This window comes from Kribbella sp. NPDC051620 (genome assembly GCF_044453825.1).
Classification (GTDB): Bacteria; Actinomycetota; Actinomycetes; order Propionibacteriales; family Kribbellaceae; genus Kribbella.
In genome coordinates, this window is sequence record NZ_JBITDB010000003.1 from 57,301 (window position 1) to 75,863 (window position 18,563).

General features: G+C 68.6%; 16 protein-coding genes. 5 read left to right on the forward strand and 11 right to left on the reverse strand.

Annotated elements, in window-relative coordinates:
• Positions 1 to 47: 47 nt before the first annotated feature.
• Complete coding sequence (locus ACIA12_RS13335) at positions 48 to 875, reverse strand: SDR family oxidoreductase (RefSeq protein ID WP_396367218.1); 828 nt, start codon at positions 873 to 875, stop codon at positions 48 to 50.
• Entirely contained in the window at positions 872 to 1,855 is a 984-nt protein-coding gene (locus ACIA12_RS13340; protein ID WP_396367219.1) for an aldo/keto reductase, read from the reverse strand. The genes ACIA12_RS13335 and ACIA12_RS13340 overlap by 4 nt, the downstream gene beginning before the upstream one ends.
• A 136-nt stretch (positions 1,856 to 1,991) precedes the next feature.
• On the opposite strand from ACIA12_RS13340, the gene ACIA12_RS13345 reads away from it, so the two are divergent.
• Genes ACIA12_RS13345 through ACIA12_RS13355 form a run of 3 tightly spaced genes read left to right on the forward strand, consistent with a single transcriptional unit; the run spans position 1,992 to position 6,606 of the window.
• Positions 1,992 to 5,096, forward strand: coding sequence for an FtsX-like permease family protein (locus ACIA12_RS13345; protein WP_396367220.1), 3,105 nt, complete (start codon positions 1,992 to 1,994; stop codon positions 5,094 to 5,096).
• Positions 5,093 to 5,932: an ABC transporter ATP-binding protein gene (locus tag ACIA12_RS13350; RefSeq protein WP_396367221.1), complete on the forward strand. Its 840-nt coding sequence runs from the start codon at positions 5,093 to 5,095 to the stop codon at positions 5,930 to 5,932. Before ACIA12_RS13345 ends, ACIA12_RS13350 begins: the two co-directional genes overlap by 4 nt.
• A complete protein-coding gene (locus ACIA12_RS13355) occupies positions 5,929 to 6,606 on the forward strand; it encodes an ABC transporter ATP-binding protein (protein ID WP_396367222.1) in 678 nt (225 codons plus the stop codon). Before ACIA12_RS13350 ends, ACIA12_RS13355 begins: the two co-directional genes overlap by 4 nt.
• Before the next feature lie 14 nt (positions 6,607 to 6,620).
• Here the strand turns inward: ACIA12_RS13355 and ACIA12_RS13360 are convergent, their stop codons facing one another.
• Positions 6,621 to 8,087 (reverse strand): GNAT family N-acetyltransferase, encoded by a 1,467-nt coding sequence (locus ACIA12_RS13360; RefSeq protein ID WP_396367223.1) that lies wholly within the window; start codon positions 8,085 to 8,087, stop codon positions 6,621 to 6,623.
• A gap of 40 nt (positions 8,088 to 8,127) precedes the next feature.
• Positions 8,128 to 9,846: a 2-isopropylmalate synthase gene (gene leuA, locus ACIA12_RS13365; protein WP_396367224.1), complete on the reverse strand. Its 1,719-nt coding sequence runs from the start codon at positions 9,844 to 9,846 to the stop codon at positions 8,128 to 8,130.
• Positions 9,847 to 10,095: 249 nt separating this feature from the next.
• Between leuA and ACIA12_RS13370 the strand changes: the two genes are divergently transcribed.
• A complete protein-coding gene (locus tag ACIA12_RS13370) occupies positions 10,096 to 10,494 on the forward strand; it encodes a PPOX class F420-dependent oxidoreductase (RefSeq protein ID WP_396367225.1) in 399 nt (132 codons plus the stop codon).
• Here the strand turns inward: ACIA12_RS13370 and ACIA12_RS13375 are convergent, their stop codons facing one another.
• From ACIA12_RS13375 to ACIA12_RS13385, 3 genes are read right to left on the reverse strand one after another with little or no spacing between them, the layout of a single operon-like run.
• Positions 10,495 to 10,980: a hypothetical protein gene (locus ACIA12_RS13375; protein ID WP_396367226.1), complete on the reverse strand. Its 486-nt coding sequence runs from the start codon at positions 10,978 to 10,980 to the stop codon at positions 10,495 to 10,497.
• Between the two features lie 9 nt (positions 10,981 to 10,989).
• Positions 10,990 to 13,308 carry a molybdopterin oxidoreductase family protein gene (locus tag ACIA12_RS13380; protein ID WP_396367227.1) on the reverse strand — a complete coding sequence of 773 codons (2,319 nt, stop codon included), beginning with the start codon at positions 13,306 to 13,308 and terminating at the stop codon, positions 10,990 to 10,992.
• 28 nt (positions 13,309 to 13,336) lie between these two features.
• Complete coding sequence (locus tag ACIA12_RS13385; protein WP_396367228.1) at positions 13,337 to 14,062, reverse strand: hypothetical protein; 726 nt, start codon at positions 14,060 to 14,062, stop codon at positions 13,337 to 13,339.
• 126 nt (positions 14,063 to 14,188) lie between these two features.
• Here ACIA12_RS13385 and ACIA12_RS13390 point away from each other — a divergent pair, with 126 nt between their 5' ends.
• A complete protein-coding gene (locus ACIA12_RS13390) occupies positions 14,189 to 15,178 on the forward strand; it encodes a GNAT family N-acetyltransferase (protein WP_396367229.1) in 990 nt (329 codons plus the stop codon).
• Between the two features lie 73 nt (positions 15,179 to 15,251).
• On the opposite strand, the gene ACIA12_RS13395 is transcribed toward ACIA12_RS13390, so the two are convergent.
• From ACIA12_RS13395 to ACIA12_RS13410, 4 genes are read right to left on the reverse strand one after another with little or no spacing between them, the layout of a single operon-like run.
• Positions 15,252 to 15,932 carry a GNAT family N-acetyltransferase gene (locus ACIA12_RS13395; RefSeq protein ID WP_396367230.1) on the reverse strand — a complete coding sequence of 227 codons (681 nt, stop codon included), beginning with the start codon at positions 15,930 to 15,932 and terminating at the stop codon, positions 15,252 to 15,254.
• Entirely contained in the window at positions 15,932 to 16,873 is a 942-nt protein-coding gene (gene era / locus ACIA12_RS13400; protein ID WP_396367231.1) for a GTPase Era, read from the reverse strand. The genes ACIA12_RS13395 and era overlap by 1 nt, the downstream gene beginning before the upstream one ends.
• On the reverse strand, positions 16,857 to 17,210 hold the full coding sequence (locus ACIA12_RS13405) for a cytidine deaminase (protein WP_396367232.1): 354 nt from the start codon (positions 17,208 to 17,210) through the stop codon (positions 16,857 to 16,859). The genes era and ACIA12_RS13405 overlap by 17 nt, the downstream gene beginning before the upstream one ends.
• A 42-nt stretch (positions 17,211 to 17,252) precedes the next feature.
• A complete protein-coding gene (locus ACIA12_RS13410) occupies positions 17,253 to 18,557 on the reverse strand; it encodes a hemolysin family protein (RefSeq protein WP_396367233.1) in 1,305 nt (434 codons plus the stop codon).
• Positions 18,558 to 18,563: the final 6 nt, after the last annotated feature.

Here is an 18,563-nt window from a genome sequence, read left to right on the forward strand (position 1 = left end):
TCTCAGGTCCCGTCGACAATCCCCACGAGGCCGAGCGAGGCGAGAGGTCAGAGCTTGGCCAGGTGGTCGGCGAGGCTGATGGCTGGGTGGCCGGTGATGTCTTCGACGGCGCTGCTCACGCCGCTCAGCTCGCCGCTGCAGATCGCGGCGTACGACGTGACCCAGCCGGCCACCTCCCACGCGGCAGCGCCGAAGCCCTCGCGCGACCGGTACGCCTCGTCGAGCGTCTCCGGCTCGTACCGCACCGGCCGGCCCCACGCCGCGCTCAGCAAAGCAGCCGCCTCGGTCAAGGTGAACGCCGACGGCCCAGTCAGGTCATAGGTCATCCCGGAATGCTGCGGCGATACCAGCACCCGAGCAGCGACGGAGGCGACATCGTCCCGCGCCACCGCGGCGACCCGCCCATCCCCCGCCGGCCCGCGCATCACACCGTCAGCGCCGACGAACCCCGGCAAGAAGTCCAGGTACAAGTTGTCCCGCAAGAACGTGAAGTCGACGCCCGTAGAACGCACGTGCTCCTCGGTGTGCCAGTGATCCCGCGCAAACGTGAACGTCGCCGACGGCGAAGCACCGACGAACGACGTGTAAACGATCCGCTGCACCCCAGCCGCCACCGCGGCATCAACAGTTGCCTTGTGCAACGAGACCCGATCCGCCGACTCCGTCGCGCTCAGCAACATCAGCGTCGTGACCCCGTCCAGCGCGTTCAGCAACGCGGAATGCTCTCCGTACGCCGCCTGCGCGACCTCCGCCCCAGCCAACGACGGCGCCCGACCGGGATCCCGCACGATCAACCGCTGCGCCACTCCCTCCGCCGCGAGCAGCCGAGCGATCCGCGACCCCAGCTGACCGGTCGACCCGGTCACGCCGATCACTTGCCCACCATCTTCATCCCGCCCGGCGCGTACCGATCCCCCGCCACCGCATCCGGCGGGAACGCCGCATCCAGCTCCGCCAGCTCCTCCGCGGACAGCGAAACGTCAACAGCACCGAGGTTCTCGGCCAGGTACTTGCGCCGCTTGGTCCCCGGGATCGGCGCGACATCATTGCCCTGCGCAAGCAACCACGCCAACGCCAGCTGACTCGGCAGCACCCCCTTCGCAGCGGCCAGCGCCTGTACGCGAGCCACCAGATCCAGATTGCGCTGGAAGTTCTCGCCACTGAACCGCGGCATCCCCCGCCGCATGTCGTCCGGCTCGAAATCGTCCGGCGAGGTGATCTGCCCGGTCAGGAACCCGCGCCCGAGCGGGCTGAACGGCACGAACCCGATCCCCAGCTCGCGCAGCGTCGGCAGTACGCCGGTCTCCGGGTCGCGCGTCCACAGCGACCACTCACTCTGTACTGCGCTGATCGGGTGCACCGCATGCGCCGCCCGCACCGTCTCGCCCGACACCTCCGACAGCCCCAGGTACCGGACCTTCCCAGCCTCTACCGCCGAAGCCATCGCCCCGACGGTCTCCTCGATCGGCACCTCCGGGTCGCGCCGGTGCAGGTACCAGAGGTCCACGTAGTCGACCCCGAGCCGCGCCAACGACGCATCGAGCGCGGCGGCCGCGTACTCCGGCCGCCCGTTCACCACGTTCGGGATGTCCGAACCGACCCGCTGGAACCCGAACTTCGTCGCCAGCACGACCTCGGACCGGCGGCCGGCCAGGGCGCGCCCGACCAGCTCCTCGTTCGCACCGTCGCCGTACACATCGGCGGTGTCGATGAAAGTACAGCCGGCATGGATCGCCGCGTGCACCGTGGCGATCGACTCCGCGTCGTCGCTCTGCACGCCGTACGACTGGGACATCCCCATGCAGCCGAGGCCGAGGGCCGAAACGGTCAGTTCTCCGAGCTGGGATTCACGCATGCCAAGAAACCTATACCGCCGTAACGACTCTGTGTCATTTGACCTCTGACGGGCTGCCCGACCCCGGTTTTCCGTATCTTCGGCCAGGAAGTGAATCGTTGTCCAAGGGGTGGAACGGCTTAGGGGTGAGCCACTGATGTTTCTGAAACAGGCGCTGCGCTACCGGTGGTCCCAGATGCTCGTGCTCGCCGGAGTGAGCGTGCTGATCGGCGCCTGCGCCACGTTCGCGCCGTGGTTCTCGCGCGCGGTCGAGCAGACCGTCACCACGGAGACCCTGACCAGCCAGTGGCTGTCGGCCAGCTGGCAGCTCGAGTCGATCCCCTCGGCGATGGTCAGCGGACCCAACGCCTCGGCACCGCCGGAGCGGATCGCCACGCTGATCCCCGACGACCTGCGCCCGCTGTTCAGCCCGCCGCTCTACGGCGTGTCGGTCGATGCCGGCTGGGGTCTGGGCAAGCCGGAGCAGACCGGCAAGGTGGTCTGGCGGGACGGGTACTGCGAGAAGCTCGTACTGACCTCAGGCAAGTGTCCGAGCGCGCCGAACGAGGCCGCCGTCTCGACCCAGGACGCGAAGAACTTCGGCGTTGCCATCGGCTCCCGGCTGAACGCCCAGTCGACCAAGTACGCCGGTGGCGGCCAGCTCCGTGTGGTCGGCATCTACCGCGCCGACGACAACGACCCGTACTGGTACGGCGCCGGCCCGACCGGCCACTCGATTCCGGCCAGCGAGACCCGTCCGGCCACCTCTGACTACATCTTCACCACCCGGGACACCCTGGAGAAGGGCGTCTGGGGTGCGCACGGGACCGTGGATGTCCACCCGCTGCCGGGCAAGGCCCGGGTCGGCGACCTGGCCAGGCTCCGGCAGGCCACCGAGGATGCCACCGTCGAGGGCGCTCAGTTCGAGACCTCCAACACCTCCGCACTGGCCAGCGTCATCGACGGGATCACCGCCGAGCGCAAGCAGGCCGCGACGATCATCCCGCTGGTGATGGTCCAGGTGGCCCTGTTCGGCGTTGTGGTGCTCGCGCTCGCACTGGCCGCTGTGGTCGACCAGCGTCGGCCCGAGCTGGCCGTGTCCCGGTTGCGTGGCGCCAGCTCACGGCGTACCGGCCGGTCGTTGGCTACCGAGCTGGCGGTGCCGGTAGTGGTCGGCACGCTGCTGGGTGCGCTGGCCGGATTCGGCCTGCTGCTTGTGGTGCGCAGTACCTGGCTGAACGACGGGGCACCACTGGAGCTGCCCTGGACCGTACCGGCCGCTGCAGCGCTTGCGGCCCTGGTTGGACTCGCAGTTGTCGCCTGGACCATCCGGGCCGTCATCCGGCAGCCCATCTCGACCCTGCTCCGCCGGATCGTGCCGCGGCGCCGGGGCCGGACCATCGGCCTGATCGACGTCATCGTCATCGTCATCGCCTCAGCAGGGCTGCTGGGCGCACTGACCGGTGGCGGCCGCGGTCCACTGCCGGTACTGACGCCAAGCCTGCTCGCGCTCGCGGTCGGCCTGACCTTTGCCCACCTCCTCCTCCCGACCGCGGGCCTGATCAGCAGGCAAGCCCTACGCCGTGGCCAGCTCGGTCTAGCGCTCGGAGCGCTCCAGGTGGCCCGCCGCCCAGCAGTGACCCGCATCGTCGCGGTGGTGGCAGTCGCGACGGCACTGGTCTCATTCGCCGGCCAGGCCTCCTCCGTGGCCGACCGCAACCGCGACTACCGCGCCGGGTACGAGGTCGGCGCGGATGGCGTCCTGTCGATGGACGTGCGAGTCTTCTCCGACTTCAGCACCGCGATCGACAAGATCGACCACGACCGGCGCTGGCTGACTCCGGTCGTACTCTCGTCACCGTCGAACCCGGACGGCCTGCGCACGCTGATGATCGAGCCGGACAGCTACCAGCGGATCGCGTTCCGCGGTGACCAGCTGACCGATGCCGACGGCTTCCGGCAGCTCAAGGCGCCCACCGAGCCACCGCCGATCACGCTGAAGGGTGAGCGGCTGACCATCACCGCGACGCCCGGCGCGATGCAGCCCTACCACCCACCCACCGGAGACGGCGAAGAGGTGCCGGTGGGGCCACCCGCGGAATCCGTCGCTCTCCAGGCCACGCTCTTCAGCCACGACACCGGGTCCCGGTTCACCGTCGACTACCCGCCGATGAAGCTGGCGGCCGGGAAACCGGTCCAGCTCAGCAAACAGATCGTCTGCCCCGAGACCTGCGACCTGATCCGGCTCAGCGTCACCCGCGAGCTGGGCGACTCGGCCGGCATCCGCGGCGAGATCACCATCGACAAGGTCGCGACCGACACCCAGCCGTCGATCCCGCTCGGAAAGGCGGGCACCTGGGTCGCGCCCGACCAGACCGAGAGCGATGCCGCCAACCTGGGCAGCATCAGCGCGACCGACGGGCCGCCGAACGGTCTGGTCCTCGGCATCACCAGCATCGGCCGGGAGCTGAGCGTCCAGACCAGCCGGATCCCGGTCGCAGTACCGGCCCTGATCAGCCCGGAGTACGCGGTCACCGAGTCGCAGACCGTGCCCGGCCTGGACGGTCTCGAGTTCACGGTCGAGAAGCTCGACCGGCTGCGCACCACGATCCCGCGCTACACCACGCACACCGCGGTCGTCGATCTGGAGACGGTACGCCGGTTGGGCGGCAGCGTGGCCGACACGAGTACCGACTTCGAGCTCTGGCTGAACGAGGACGGCCTGGCCCACTCCCAGCAGATCATCGACGAGCTGGGCAAGGCCGGAATCCCGGCGACCCTCATCGACCGCAAGTCCGACCAGGTCGCCACCTACGGCCGCTCGGCCAGCGCGCTGGCGCTCCAACTGACACCGGTGATCGGTGTGGCCGGCTGGGCGCTGGCGATCATCGTTCTGCTGCTCATGATCGTCACGTCCTGGCGCTCCCGGGCCCAGGACTACGCGAGCCTGCGCATCACCGGCGTACCGGCGGCCACGACCGGACGGGCGGCGAGGTGGGAGCAGACCGGGCCGGTCGCACTGGCCGCCTTGCTCGGCTCGGCCTGCGGCATACTCGGCGCCCATGTCGCGCTGCCGATGATCCCGCTCTTCGCCCCGACCAGCCAACCGTCGCCGATCCCCCTCGACCTCACCACCAACTGGTACGTCGCGTTGGCGCTCACGCTGATCAGTACGGCGATCATGACAGCGGCGACCCTCTTGCTCGGCACCGGCGTCAACCGGCGAGCCGGCTACACCCGGATCCGGGAGGAGCTGTCATGACCGGCCTCGCGATCAACACGACCGGCCTGGTGCACATCTACCGCAGCCAGGGTCACGACGTCGCGGCGCTGTCCGGGATCGGGATCAGCGTCCGGCCGGGCGAACTGGTCGGGCTGCTCGGGCCGTCCGGCGCGGGAAAGTCCACGCTGCTGCAACTGTGCGGCGGCTTGCTGACCCCGAGCGCCGGGCGACTGCAGATCGGCGAGCACCACATCGCGACGATGACCGAGGCCGAGCTCGACCGGATGCGGGCCGGTGACGTCGGCATCGTGCTGCAGGGGGCCGGGCGCAACCTCATTCCGTACCTCACGCCTGAGGACAATGTCCGGTACGCCCAGCGTGCCGCAGTACGGGGGCGGCCGCTGCCGACGCCGCGGGACGTACTGGATCTCGTTGGCCTGAGCAACCATTCCCAGACGCCGCTGGAGCGGCTCACGCCCGGCCAGATCCAGCTCTGCGCGGTCGCTGTCGGGATCGCCACGTTCCCCGGGTTGTTGCTGGCCGACGAGCCGACCAGCCAGCTCGACCACCGGGCGCGTGACGAGGTACTGGCCGCGATCTCGACGATCAACAAGGCAACCGGTATGACCGTGCTGCTGATCACCCACGACCCGGACGTGGCGGCGGTACTGCCTCGGACGATCACGATCAAGGACGGGCGGATCGCCTCGGAGGGTCGCTCGGGTGAGGAGTTCGCGGTGGTCGCGACCGACGGTTCGCTGCCGTTGCCGCCGCATGTCGCGGAGCTGCTGCCACCGGGAACGCTGTTGCGCGTGACCACCACCGAGGACGGCGAGGTCCGGTTGACGCCGGTCGAGCAGGAGGGCGAGGCATGATCACCGTCAACAACCTCACTGTCGCGTACGACGACCTGGTCGCGGTGGCCGACGTGTCGCTGAGGGTGCCGCCCGGGTACGTGCTGGCGGTCAGCGGGCCGTCGGGGGCCGGCAAGAGTTCGTTGCTCTGGGCAATCGCCGGCGCCGTCTCGGCCAAGTCGGGCTCGGTCGAGGTCGACGGGCTGGAGATCGTCGACCGGCCACGGGCGGCGGCGCACGGCGTCGTACTGATTCCGCAGGGCAACGGATTGGCGCGGGTGCTCACGGCGCGGGAGAACCTGTCGATGCCGCTGCTCGCCGAACGGAAGTTGCCGTCGGACGACCAGGACCGCGACGAGGCGCTGGAGTCGATCGACGAGATCATCGCGAAAGCGCTCTCCGACGTCGGGCTGGAGGACAGCGGCGACCACCTGGTCGAGGAGCTGTCAGGTGGCGAGCAACAACGCGTGGCGGTCGCGCGCGGGCTGGCCCAGCGGGGCAAGGTGATCCTCGCCGACGAGTCCACCAGCGAGCTCGACAGCACCAACAGAGAGCGCGTCCTCGCGCTGCTGCGAGCCGAGGCGGACCGTGGCGCAGCCGTCATCATCGCCACCCACGACCCAAGCGTCGCCGCCGGCGCCGACGGCCACGCCCTGATGGACGAGGGCCACCTCACCTGGGAACGCCGCCTCTGATCGGCCGGCCCGAGTCAAAGACTGATGAAGACCGGCTCTGGAGGCGGCCCGTCGTCGCGGAGGCGGGCCAGGAGAAGCGGCAGAGTGCGGGGCGACAGGAACTCCGGGCCTTGATGGTTCTGGATCTCTTCGAAAGTCCACCAGCGATGCCCGTGCACGTTCTCCGCCAGCATCTCCTCCACCGACATCGAGCCGGCCGGGGTGAACGCATCGGTCCGCACCAGGAAGTAGTCGTTCGTCACTCCGTCGAACCCGGCGGCATGCCCGTCAGCGACCGTCACCTGATGCCACAAGTGCGGTGCATCGGCAGGCGGCACGATGCCGATCTCCTCGGCCAGCTCCCGGGTCAGTGCCTGCGGCAACGACTCCCCCACCTCCACCCCACCACCGGGCGCCGCCCACACGGCATGCCCGTCCGCGAACTCGAAGCGCAGCAACAGGATCCGGTCCTCCGGGTCCAGCACGACAGCTCGCGCGGCCGGGCGGAGCGTCGGCGCGGGGAGTTCCAGTTCGTATTCGACGTTCTTCTCGCGGGCTACGAAGCCGAAGCGGGCATTGACCTTCTGCATGGCGCCGTTCGTCTCGGCGGTCCAGGTGTGCAGCCATTTCTGGGTGGTGAGGTGCTTGGCGAGTTGGTCGAGGTTGGCTGCCTTGAGGTGGGCGCCGAGGTTGTGGCCGCGGTCGTCGCGGAGCACGAGGGTGTCGAGCTGCTGCACGTTGTCGGGGTCGGTCAGCGGTAGGTATATGACCGTGTAGCCGGCGGGACGGCCGTCGAGAGTACGGGCCAGGACGACCAGAGCCTGGTAGCTCTTGGCGGTGCGCTCCTCCAGCGTGCGAAGCTCGTCAGCAGTCCAGAGCTTCGGCTCACGCGTCATCCCGCCGGTCGGTACGTCGCGGGCCATCGCGCTGCGCAGATCGGCGTACACCGGCAGGTACTCCTCCGGGCACGGCCCTGCCCAGGAGATCAGCTCGTACCCCTCCAGCGGCTCCAGCTCCACCGAGCGCTCGTACGGAAGCGGTACGACGAGATGGTCCTCCACGTGCTCGACAACGAACCCGAGCTTCGTGGCGAACACCGACCCCGGCCAGGTGTCGGGCGTCAACCCCTCGGGGATGGCGAGCTCGATCTGGTAGATCGTCCGGCCGAGCGACGCGGCCTTCGACCTCGCCCAGCCCCACAGCGCGGTACCGATCCCCCGCCGCCGCTCAGCCGGCAGTACGTCGATCTCCACCATGACCGCGTCGAGGTCGTTCTTCAGGTTGTACTCGAACAGCATCGCGCCGACCACCCGCTCGCCGTCGTACGCGGCGACCGGGAGCCTGGTCTTGATCGGGTTGTCCGTGCGCAGCGAGTTCGCGGTCGCGTCGTGGGTGAAGACGAGCGGCACCTCGCGATCGGCGACCGCGCCGGCGCGCAGTACGTCGTACCAGGCGTCGAAGGCCGCAACGTCGTGTGGGTCGATCTCGCGGACGGTGATCACGCCCAGAGCCAATCAGCTCTGGGCGTGAAACACCATGCAATTAACGGGTCGCGCGGTTGATCGCCGAGACGACCGCCTTCAAGGAGGCAGTGAGAATGTTGGCGTCCCGGCCGACACCCCAGTAGACCTCGTCGCCGACCTCGCACTCGACGTACGCCGCGGCCAGGGCGTCACCACCGGCCGAGAGCGCGTGCTCGTGGTAGTCCAGCACCCGGACGTCGTACTTCAGCGGCTTGATCGCGTCGACGAAGGCCGACACCGGACCGTTGCCCTCGCCGACCAGCTCGTGCGGTACGCCGTTGGAGTAGACCTGCACCCGGAGCGCGTCGTTCTGTCCCTCACCCGAGGTCGAGTTGACGGTCAGCAGCGACAGCTTGCCGGGCGCCAGGTACTCGGCCTCGAAGATGTCCCACATCTGCTGGGGACCGACCTCGCCACCCTCGGCGTCGGTGTGCTGCTGGATCACCCGGCTGAACTCGATCTGCAGCCGGCGCGGCAGGTCGAGCCGGTGCTCCGACTTCATGATGTACGCGACGCCGCCCTTGCCGGACTGCGAGTTGACCCGGATGACCGCCTCGTACGACCGGCCGACGTCCTTCGGGTCGATCGGCAGGTACGGCGCCTCCCAGTGGATCTGGCCGACCGGGATGCCCTCGGTCGCGGCCTGCTTGTCCAGCGCCTCCAGGCCCTTCTTGATCGCGTCCTGGTGCGAGCCGGAGAAGGCGGTGTACACCAGGTCACCGGCGTACGGCTGGCGCTCGGGCACCCGCATCTGGGTGCAGTACTCGACCGTACGGCGGATCTCGTCGATGTCGGAGAAGTCGATCTGCGGGTCGATGCCCTGGCTGAACAGGTTCATCCCCAGGGTCACCAGGTCCACGTTGCCGGTCCGCTCGCCGTGGCCGAACAGGCAGCCCTCGACCCGGTCCGCACCAGCCATCAAGGCCAGCTCCGTGGCGGCCACCGCCGTACCGCGGTCGTTGTGCGGGTGCAGGCTGATCGTGCTGTGCTCACGCCGGGTCAGGTTGCGGCCGAACCACTCGATCTGGTCGGCGTACACGTTCGGGGTGGACATCTCGACGGTGGCCGGCAGGTTGAGGATGATCTCGCGGCCCTCGGCGGGTTGCCAGACGTCGCTGACCGCCTCGCACACCTCCAGCGCGAACTCGAGCTCGGTGCCGGTGAAGATCTCGGGGCTGTACTGGTAGCCGAACTCGCAGTCGCCCAGGATCTCGTCGGCGTACTTCATCACCGTCTCGGTGCCCCGTACGGCGATGTTGCGGCACTCGGCCTTGTCGACGTTGAACACGACCCGGCGGAACAGCGGCGCGGTCGCGTTGTACAGGTGGATGGTGGCCTTGGGCGACCCCTCCAGCGACTGTACGGTCCGCTCGATCAGCTCGTCGCGCGCCTGGGTCAGCACCGAGATGGTGACGTCGTCGGGGATCGCGTCGCCCTCGATCAGGCTGCGGACGAAGTCGAAGTCGTACTGGCTGGCGCTGGGGAAACCGACCTCGATCTCCTTGTAGCCCATCTTCACCAGCAGGTCGAACATCCGCCGCTTGCGGGCCGGCGACATCGGCTCGACCAGCGCCTGGTTGCCGTCGCGCAGATCGGTGGACAGCCAGCGCGGCGTCGCGTCGACGGACTTGGCCGGCCAGGTCCGGTCCGGCAGCGCGATCGGCGGGAACGCGCTGTAGCGCCCGATCGGCATGCCGGAGGACTGCTGAACGGGCTTGGGCTGATTCTTGGGTGCCATGCTTGCGGGTCTCCTCGCGGGAAGTGTGTACAGCTGGGTCAACGATCGACCGGCGTACGACGAAACTCCGCGGCGAGGAAACCGGCCTACGTCAGGCCTCGCCGCGGCAGCGAAGGAGAAGAAGCTGGTGCCGCATGATGCCTGTGAGTCTATGCACAACCACATCCAGAGGTCGAACCCGGGGTCTCGCGGACCGAGACGGAGAGTGACGGTTGCGTTCAAGCTTGGTTGAATTTCTAAGCTCTGGATATGACCTCAAACCTCCCCGGCAAGACCGGCCTCGGTGTGCTCGTCACGATCAAGCGCGACGGCCGCCCGCAACTGTCCAACGTCACCTACTTGTACGACGGTGAGGTGATCCGGGTGTCGCTCACCGATGGGCGGGCCAAGACGAAGAATCTGCGGCGGGATCCGCGGGCGAGTCTGTACGTGAACGGGCCGGGCGGGCGGTCGTACGTCGTGCTGGAAGGCAACGCCGAGCTGACTCCGGTAGCGGCCGACGAGCATGACGACACCGTCGAGCAGCTCGTCGCCTACTACCGCGAGGCGTCGGGCGAGCACCCGGACTGGGACGACTACCGGCGTGCCATGGTGGCCGACAAGCGGCTGCTGTTCACGATGAAGGTCGACCACTCGTACGGGATGTAGTCAGCCGGTGGCGAGGACCTGCGGGCTGGTCTCCTTGATCCGGGTGCGGAGCCACTTGGCGCAGATCTCGGTCTCGGGGTGGCACTTGCTGACCACCTCGAGCAGCTCGAGGTCACGCGCGGCCTTGGCTCCCTGCTGAAGGATCGTCCAGGCGATCTCGGCGTGCTGCGCGCACAGGTACAGGTCGCGCAGATCGTCGAGGAGCAGCAGGCCGGCCGCTTCGGTCCGGCCGAGCAGTTCCGCACCTTTGTGTCTGGCCTTTTCCAGCAGGCTGGGTGAGTCGGCGGGCGGGCCCTCCGGTTCGACCCCGTACTTCCGGGCCAGCGGCGCAAGCTGGTCGAGGTGTTCCGCGCACTGTTTCGCCAGGGTGTGCCCGAGGTGGTACAGGTCGTGCTCCACCGCATGCCGTTCGCCGATGACCCGGAGTCGGCGGCCGAGGTCGGCCTCGGCGGTCTGGACCTCCGTGATCGCGTGGTCGAGCTTCACGTCGCCTCCTCAGTCGGCCAGCTTGGAGACCCGGACCGCGGCGAGCTTGAGCAGCGGCTGTTTCGAGACCGGATCCCAGTCGGTGCTGGTGAGTTCGTTCGCTGCGGTCGGGCGCCCGTTCGGACCTGCGCCGAGGTGGTCCCAGTAGCCGTAGTGGAACGGCGCGAACACGACGCCCTCACGGATGCCCTTGACCCGGGCGCTCGCCTCCAGCCTGCCGCGACGTGACTCCACTCTGACCAGCTCGCCGTCGGCGATGCCGAGCTTCTCGGCGTCGGCCGGACAGATCTCCACCCACGCCTCGGGCGCCGCGGCCTGAAGCTGCGGAGCCCGGCCGGTCTTGGTCCGAGTGTGGAAGTGGTACGCCGTACGGCCACTGGTGAACAGCAGCGGGTAATCGTCGTCGGGTGGCTCGTGCGGTGGCAGGTAGCGCGCGGCCTTGAGGACAGCACGACCATTCGCCTCCAGGGCCGCGTAATCCTTCTTCTCCTGAGCCGCGCCGGTCAGCAGGTCGTGACCATAGTCCTCGCAGTAATCGGTGGCCGTGTTGAACACGTGGTCGGTGTACAGGCGCTCGGTCCCCTCCGGCTGCTCCTCGGTGACCGGCCACTGGATGCCACTCCCACCACGCAGCTTCTGGTAGGACAGCCCGGAGTAGTCACAGGGCCGCCCACGTGTCACTTCGCCGAACGCGTCGAAGCACTCCTCCGGCGTTCGCCACTTCACCAGCGGTTGGCCGTCCTTGTCACGAAGTCCCAGCCGGTCTGCGTAGTCCAGGAAGATCTCCAGGTCGGGTCGCGCCTCCCCCGGCGGCTCGACCGCTTTCTCGGACAGGTGGACGGTCCTGTCGTGATTGGTGAAGGTGCCGGTCTTCTCGCCCCAGATGGCGGTCGGCAGCACCACGTCGGCGTACCGCGCCGTCTCGGTCAGGAACGGATCGCTCACCACGAGGAAGAGCCGGTCCTGGCCGAGGATCGACCGGATCCGGTGCAACTCCGGCAGCGACACCGCCGGGTTGGTGCCGGCGATCCAGAGGAACCGGATCGAGCCTTCTTCGGCGTACCGGAACAGCTGCATCGCGTGGGTCGGCGGGCCCCAGCTCGGGATCTGTTCCGGTTCGAGGTTCCAGGCCTTCGCCAGCTCCTCGATGTGGGCCGGGTTCTGCCAGTTCCGCATGCCGGTGAGGTCGCCGTCGGCGCCTGTCTCCCGGGTGTTCTGGGCGGTCGGCTGCCCGTTGAGCTGGAAGACGCTGGCTCCGGGCTTGCCGATCATGCCGCGCAGCAGGTTGAGGTTGTTCACCTGGCAGGCCGACGCCGTCGCCTGATGGGACTGGTAGACCCCTTGCAAACAAGTGGAGACCAGCCGTTCCGCGGTACCGATGATGCGGGCCGCCGCCCGGATGTCGTCGGCTCCTACACCGCAGATCTCGGCTGCCCACTCGGGCGAGCAGTCGGCGACCGTCTCAGCCAGCTTGTCGAAGCCGACCGTGTGGGCCTGCACGAACTTGTCGTCGACCCAGCCATTGGCGATCAGCTCGTGCAGCAGACCGTTGAGCAGGGCAAGGTTCGTGCCGTTGCGGATGGCAAGGTGTACGTCGGCCTGCTCGGCCACCTTGGTCCGGCGAGGGTCCACGACCACCAGGCGCGGCCGATCCGGTCCCTGCAACCGGTCCAGCATCCGCGCCCACAGCACGGTGTGCGTCTCGGCCATGTTGTAGCCGATGGCAAACAACGTGTCGCAGTGGTCGAAGTCGGTCAGCGAACCCGGCGCGCCGTCGGTACCGAAGGTCTCCTTGAGAGCGAAGTCGGCCGTGGCCGTGCACAGGCGGGTGTTGCCGTCGAGGTGCGGGGTGCCGATGCCGCCGCGGACGATGAGCGCCAAAGTGTAGTAGTCCTCGAGGAACAGCTGACCGCTGTTGTAGAAGCCCATCCCGAGCGGTCCCTGCTCGGCCAGCACCTGGCGGGACCGTTCGGCCACCAGATCCATCGCCTCGTCCCAGCCGGCCTCCACCAGTTGGCCGTCGCGGCGTACCAGCGGTGTGGTCAACCGGTCGGCGGAGTTGTTCGCCTGCCAGCCGTACAGGCCCTTGGGGCCGAGGCGCCCGTGGTTGACCCGGTCCACCGCGCGCCCGCGGACACCGACGATCCGATGGTCGTGGACAGCGATATCCATTCCGCAACCGTTCGAACACAGCACACAGGCAGACTGCACCCAGTCGATCTCTGTCTCGGGTACACCTTCGTCGACATACTGGTCGACCCGGTCCGGCCAGCCACCACCCGCCGGGTACGGCGTCCGCTCACCCCAGATGTCAGCGATCCGATCCATCTCGCCTCTCCATCCGTCGCTCTGCCACCTACAGCCTCGTCCTGACTCCGGGCTGATTGGGCACTTGACTGACCTGTTCGAGCAGGCTGCCGTGCATCGCCACCTTGCCCTGCCCGCGGCGGCCGAGCGGAAGGATCGTCCGGCCCATCGCATCCTCGAGACCGGCCGCGAACGCGGCGTAGATGGCCACCACGAACAGCAGCAGACCCAGTACCCCGCTGGTCCGCTCCCAAGCCTGGCTGCCGGACAGCTCGTAACCGCCGGCAACCAGGAAGCGGACCGCGGCCAAGCCGAAGACGGCAGCCGTGACGAGCTTGCTGGTCGCCGCGGTCACAGCGGCAAGAATCATCGCCGTACCGGTGAAGAGCAGGAAAAGCCCGAGCGCGTCACTGGTGGCGCCGGGAGCCGAACGGTGCAGCATCAGCCCCGTCACCAGCCAGGTCAGGGCAAGGACGGTCATCGCGGTCGCCACCGCGCCGTCGCGGCCGAGGAAGCTCAGTACCGCGGCGAGGAACTGGGCCAGGAACGCGAAGCCGATCAGCGTGAGTGCGACGTTCGGGCCCTCGCGGGGACTGATCCAGCCCAGTTGCAGGCCGGCCAGCGAGAGCGTCGCCGCGGCCAGGCCGTACAGACCGATCGACATCGGCCCACCGATCGGGTGCAGGTTGATGCTGACCCGGTCCTGCAAGAGCGCCCATGCACTGCTCTCGGCCGGCGTCTCCAGGCCCGGTCGAGTGATCGTCCGCTCGTCCATCACCGCTCCCAAATCATTGCCACTAACAACCGCAGTACCCGGGATCGAAACCCGGGTCAGCGGGGTAATTCCGTACCGCCGTTAAATGACTCGCGGTGAGCGGCCTCGACCCCTCACTCTGGGCAGGTGGACATCACCAGGCTTGACCCCGACGACGCTGCAGGTTGCGCGTCCGCGGTGGAGTTGCAGATCGCGACGCACGCCGTCGACTGCCCGGCGGCCCTGCTGTCGACCCCGACCGGCTATGCGGCGGATCTCCGGTACGGCTGGGACGGTGACCCGGGCCGTGCGTTTCTGGCCCGCGACGACAGCGGTGCGGTGATCGGCCTGGTCACCGTCTTCGCCCCGACGTACGACAACACCCATCTGGCCTGGCTCGACGTCCAGGTCCATCCGGAGCATCGCGGCCGCGGTGTCGGCAGCGAGCTGGTCCGGTACGGCGAGCAGGTCGCCCGCGAGCTCGACCGGACCTCGATCGGCATCAGTTCCTGGGATCTGCCGAAGGCGGACGCGTTCGCGAAGCGGCACGGGTTCGAGCCGAAGGCCGTCGAGGTGAACCGCCGCCAGGACATCACGAACCTGGACTGGACCACCGTGCAGAAGCTGTACGACGAAGCCGTACTCGCGTCGGCCGACTACGAACTGCTCCGCATCATCGGCGCGCTGCCCGACGAGATGCTGGCAGGCATGGTCGCGGTCACCGCCTCGATCAACGATGCGCCGAGGGATGACCTGGACATCGAGGACGACGTCTTCACCCCGGAGCGGCTACGCGCCTACGAGGCGGCCCGGCGGGGACACAACCAGACCATGTACCGGGTGATCGCACGCCATCGCCAGACCGGCGAGCTGGCCGGCCACTCGGTGGTCACGGTCGAGCGGGAGCGTCCGCACATCGCGGAGCAGAACGACACGGCTGTCTCCCGCGACCACCGCGGTCACCGGCTGGGCGCGCTGACCAAGACCGCCATGCTGCTCTGGTTGCGCGAGGCCGAACCGGCCCTGACCCAGTTGGACACCTGGAACGCCGAGTCCAACAACCACATGATCGGCATCAACGAGCAGCTGAACTACGTCATCGTCGCGCGTTCGATCGAGTATCAGAAGTCGCTCTGAACGCCTTCCGGCAGTAGCCGAGGAACGCCTCACCCCGCCGGGCGAGGCGTCCCCCGCCCGCCCACGCTGCTGGTCAGACCGGCTCGATGATCGAGACCGACATCCGGTTGCTGACCGACCAGCCGAGGCGTTCGTAGAGCCGGATCGCGCTGGTGTTGGTGGCGCCGGTGTGCAGGAACGGGCGATCGCCGGCCGCCTCGATACCGGCGGCGACATCGCGGATCAGCCGGCTCGCCAGCCCCTGACCCCGGTACGCCGGGTGCGTGCAGACCGCGCTGATCTCGGTGTACCCAGGCAGCTTGTACCGCTCGCCGGCCATCGCGATGAGCTCACCGTCGCGGCGCAGGCCGACGTACCGGCCGCACTCGATCGTCCGGGTGCGGAACGGGCCGGGCTCGGTCAACGCGGTCAGCGCGACCATCTCGGGCACGTCGTCCGGGCCGAGCACGACCACCTCGGGATCGGGCTCGCCGAACGCATCCGGTGCCACGAACTGGACCAGGCCGAACTGCTGGACCAGCTTGAAGCTGCTCGGCAACGGCAGATCGAGACGCTTGTACGCCGCGCTGTGGCCGGCCCCGAGAAGCTCCGCGGCGTCGGCCCAGTCCTGGTCGGTCACGTCGTCCGGCAGGCCGAGGAAGGGCGCGACCTCGGGCGGATAGCGCCGGACCCGGCCACGGCTCTCGGCCAGCCCGGCGTGCGGGCCGGTGAGCGCGTAGTACGAGGGATTGAGCAGGACCGGGGCTCCGGCCATCAGAACCCGAGCTTCCGCAGGTGCTTGGCGTCGGTCTGCCAGTTCTTGGCGATCTTCACGTGCAGGTCGAGGTAGACCGGCGTACCGAGCAGGGCCTCGATCTGGCGGCGGGCGTTGGCGCCGACGTCGCGCAGCCGGGCGCCCTTGTGACCGATCACGATGCCCTTCTGGCTGTCCCGCTCGAGGAAGATGTTGGCGTAGATGTCGAGCAGCGGCTTGTCGTCCGGCCGGCCCTCGCGCAGCCCCATCTCGTCGATGGTGACCGCGATCGAGTGCGGCAACTCGTCCCGGACGCCTTCGAGGGCGGCCTCGCGGATCAGCTCGCCGACCAGGATCTCCTCCGGCTCGTCGGTCACGTCGCCGTCGGGGTAGAGCGGCTGGCCGGCCGGCAGGAACTTCACCAGCTCGTCCGCCACCGTGTCGACCTGGTACCCCGAGGTGGCCGACACCGGTACGACGGAGGCCCACTCGATCCCGACCGACTCCCCCAGCGTCTGGATCTCGGACAGGTGCTCGATCATCCGCTCGGGCGAGACCAGGTCGGCCTTGGTCGCCAGCGCGACCTTCGGCGTCTTGGCCACCTTGGCGGCCTCGGCGACCAGGAACCGGTCGCCCGGGCCGATCTTGTCGCTGGCCGGCAGGCAGATGCCGATCACGTCGACCTCGGCCCAGGTGGTCTTGACTATGTCGTTCAGCCGCTCGCCGAGCAGCGTCCGCGGCTTGTGCAGGCCCGGGGTGTCGACCAGGATCAGCTGCGCGTCCGCCCGGTGCACGATGCCCCGGACAGCATGCCGGGTGGTCTGCGGCTTCGACGAGGTGATCACGATCTTCTGCCCGACCAAGGCGTTCGTGAGCGTCGACTTGCCGGCGTTGGGCCGGCCGACGAAACAGGCGAACCCGGACTTGAACTCGGGTACGACGTTCTCAGGTGTGGACGACATCACGAACCTCTCCGTTGCCATCGGCAACGACTACCGGAAGGGCGGCGCCGCCGAAGTAACGGACCACCTCGACATCGACCTCAGCGGGCTCGTGGTCGGTGACCACGGCGGCTGCCTCGATGCCTTTGACACCTGACGATACGGCCATCGCCACCGCAAGCTGCAATGCGCTCAGCAGCACGGTGTCCAGCTGGACCGTGCAGGCGGCGTACGTCCGCCCGTCGGTGTCCCGGACGGCAGCTCCTTCGGCGGCGCGGGTACGGGCCCGGGCGGCGCGCGCCAGGGTGACCAGTTTGGCGTCTTCGGCCGAGAGGTCGGCAGGCAAAGATGGCTCCATGTGATCGAAGTGTGCCAGGCGATGTGTGCCAGGCGAAGTGTGTCAGGCGGTCTGGTGGCTGCTGTCCTGCGGCTGGTCGGCGAGCTGTCCGCGCCGGACCAGCACGGTACCGACCTGGTTGCGGCGGCCGGACGGCCGTTCCGCGGTGAGGGACAGTCCGAGGATCTCCACCTCGGCGCCGGGGATCGGCACCTTGCCGAGCAGTTTGGCCATCAGGCCGCCGACGGTGTCCACGTCGTCGTCGTCCAGCGGTACGCCGAACAGGTCGCCGAGCTCGTCGATCGGGTACCGGCTGGAGACCCGGTAGGCGCCGTCGGACAGCGCCTGGACCGCCTCCGGCGCCTCGTCGTACTCGTCGGTGATCTCGCCGACGATCTCCTCCAGGATGTCCTCGATCGTCACCAGGCCCGCGGTACCGCCGTACTCGTCGACGACGATCGCCACGTGCATCCGGGCCGCCTGCATCTCGCGCAGCAGCTCGTCGACCGGCTTGGAGTCGGGGATGTACATGCACGGCCGCATCACCGACTCGACCCGCTCGGTCGACTCCGCCGAGGCGTTGTCGTAGACCCGGCGCATCACGTCCTTGAGGTAGACGACGCCGACGATGTCGTCCAGCGACTCACCCACCACCGGGATCCGGGAGTACCCGCTGCGCAGCGCCAGCGAGGTGAGCTGGCGCAGCTTCTTGTGCCGCTCGATGTAGACCATGTCGGTGCGCGGCACCATCACCTCGCGGACGATGGTGTCGCCGAGCTCGAAGACCGAGTGGATCATCTGCCGCTCGGTCTTCTCGATCACCGACGACTTCTCGGCCAGGTCGACCAGCGCGCGCAGCTCGGCCTCGGTCGCGAACGGGCCCTCGGCGAAGCCCTTGCCGGGGGTGAGCGCGTTGCCGATCAGGATCAGCAGCTTCGGCAGCGGTCCGAGCACCTGGGTGAGCGTCATGATCGGGCCGGCCGAGACCATCGCGAACCGGTCCGAGTGCTGCCGGCCCAGCGTGCGCGGCGCGACGCCGATGATCACGTAGGAGACCAGCACCATCAGCACCGCGGTGATCAGGATGTGCTGCCAGGTCACGGTGAAGATGTTCGACAGGGCCTGGGTGACCAGCACGATCGCGGTGATCTCGCAGCTCAGCCGGATCAGCAGCAGGGAGTTCAGGTACCGCGGAGCGTCGCTGAGCAGGTCGCGGAGCTTCACCGCGCGCAGGTTGCCCTGCTCGACCTGCTCGTTGGCGCGCACCTTCGAGTACGCCGAGAACGCCGCCTCCGCGCCGGCGAACAGCCCGGCCAGCAGCACCAGCACCGCAGCCACAATCAGCAGAACGCCGTCGTGGGAACTCACCGGTCC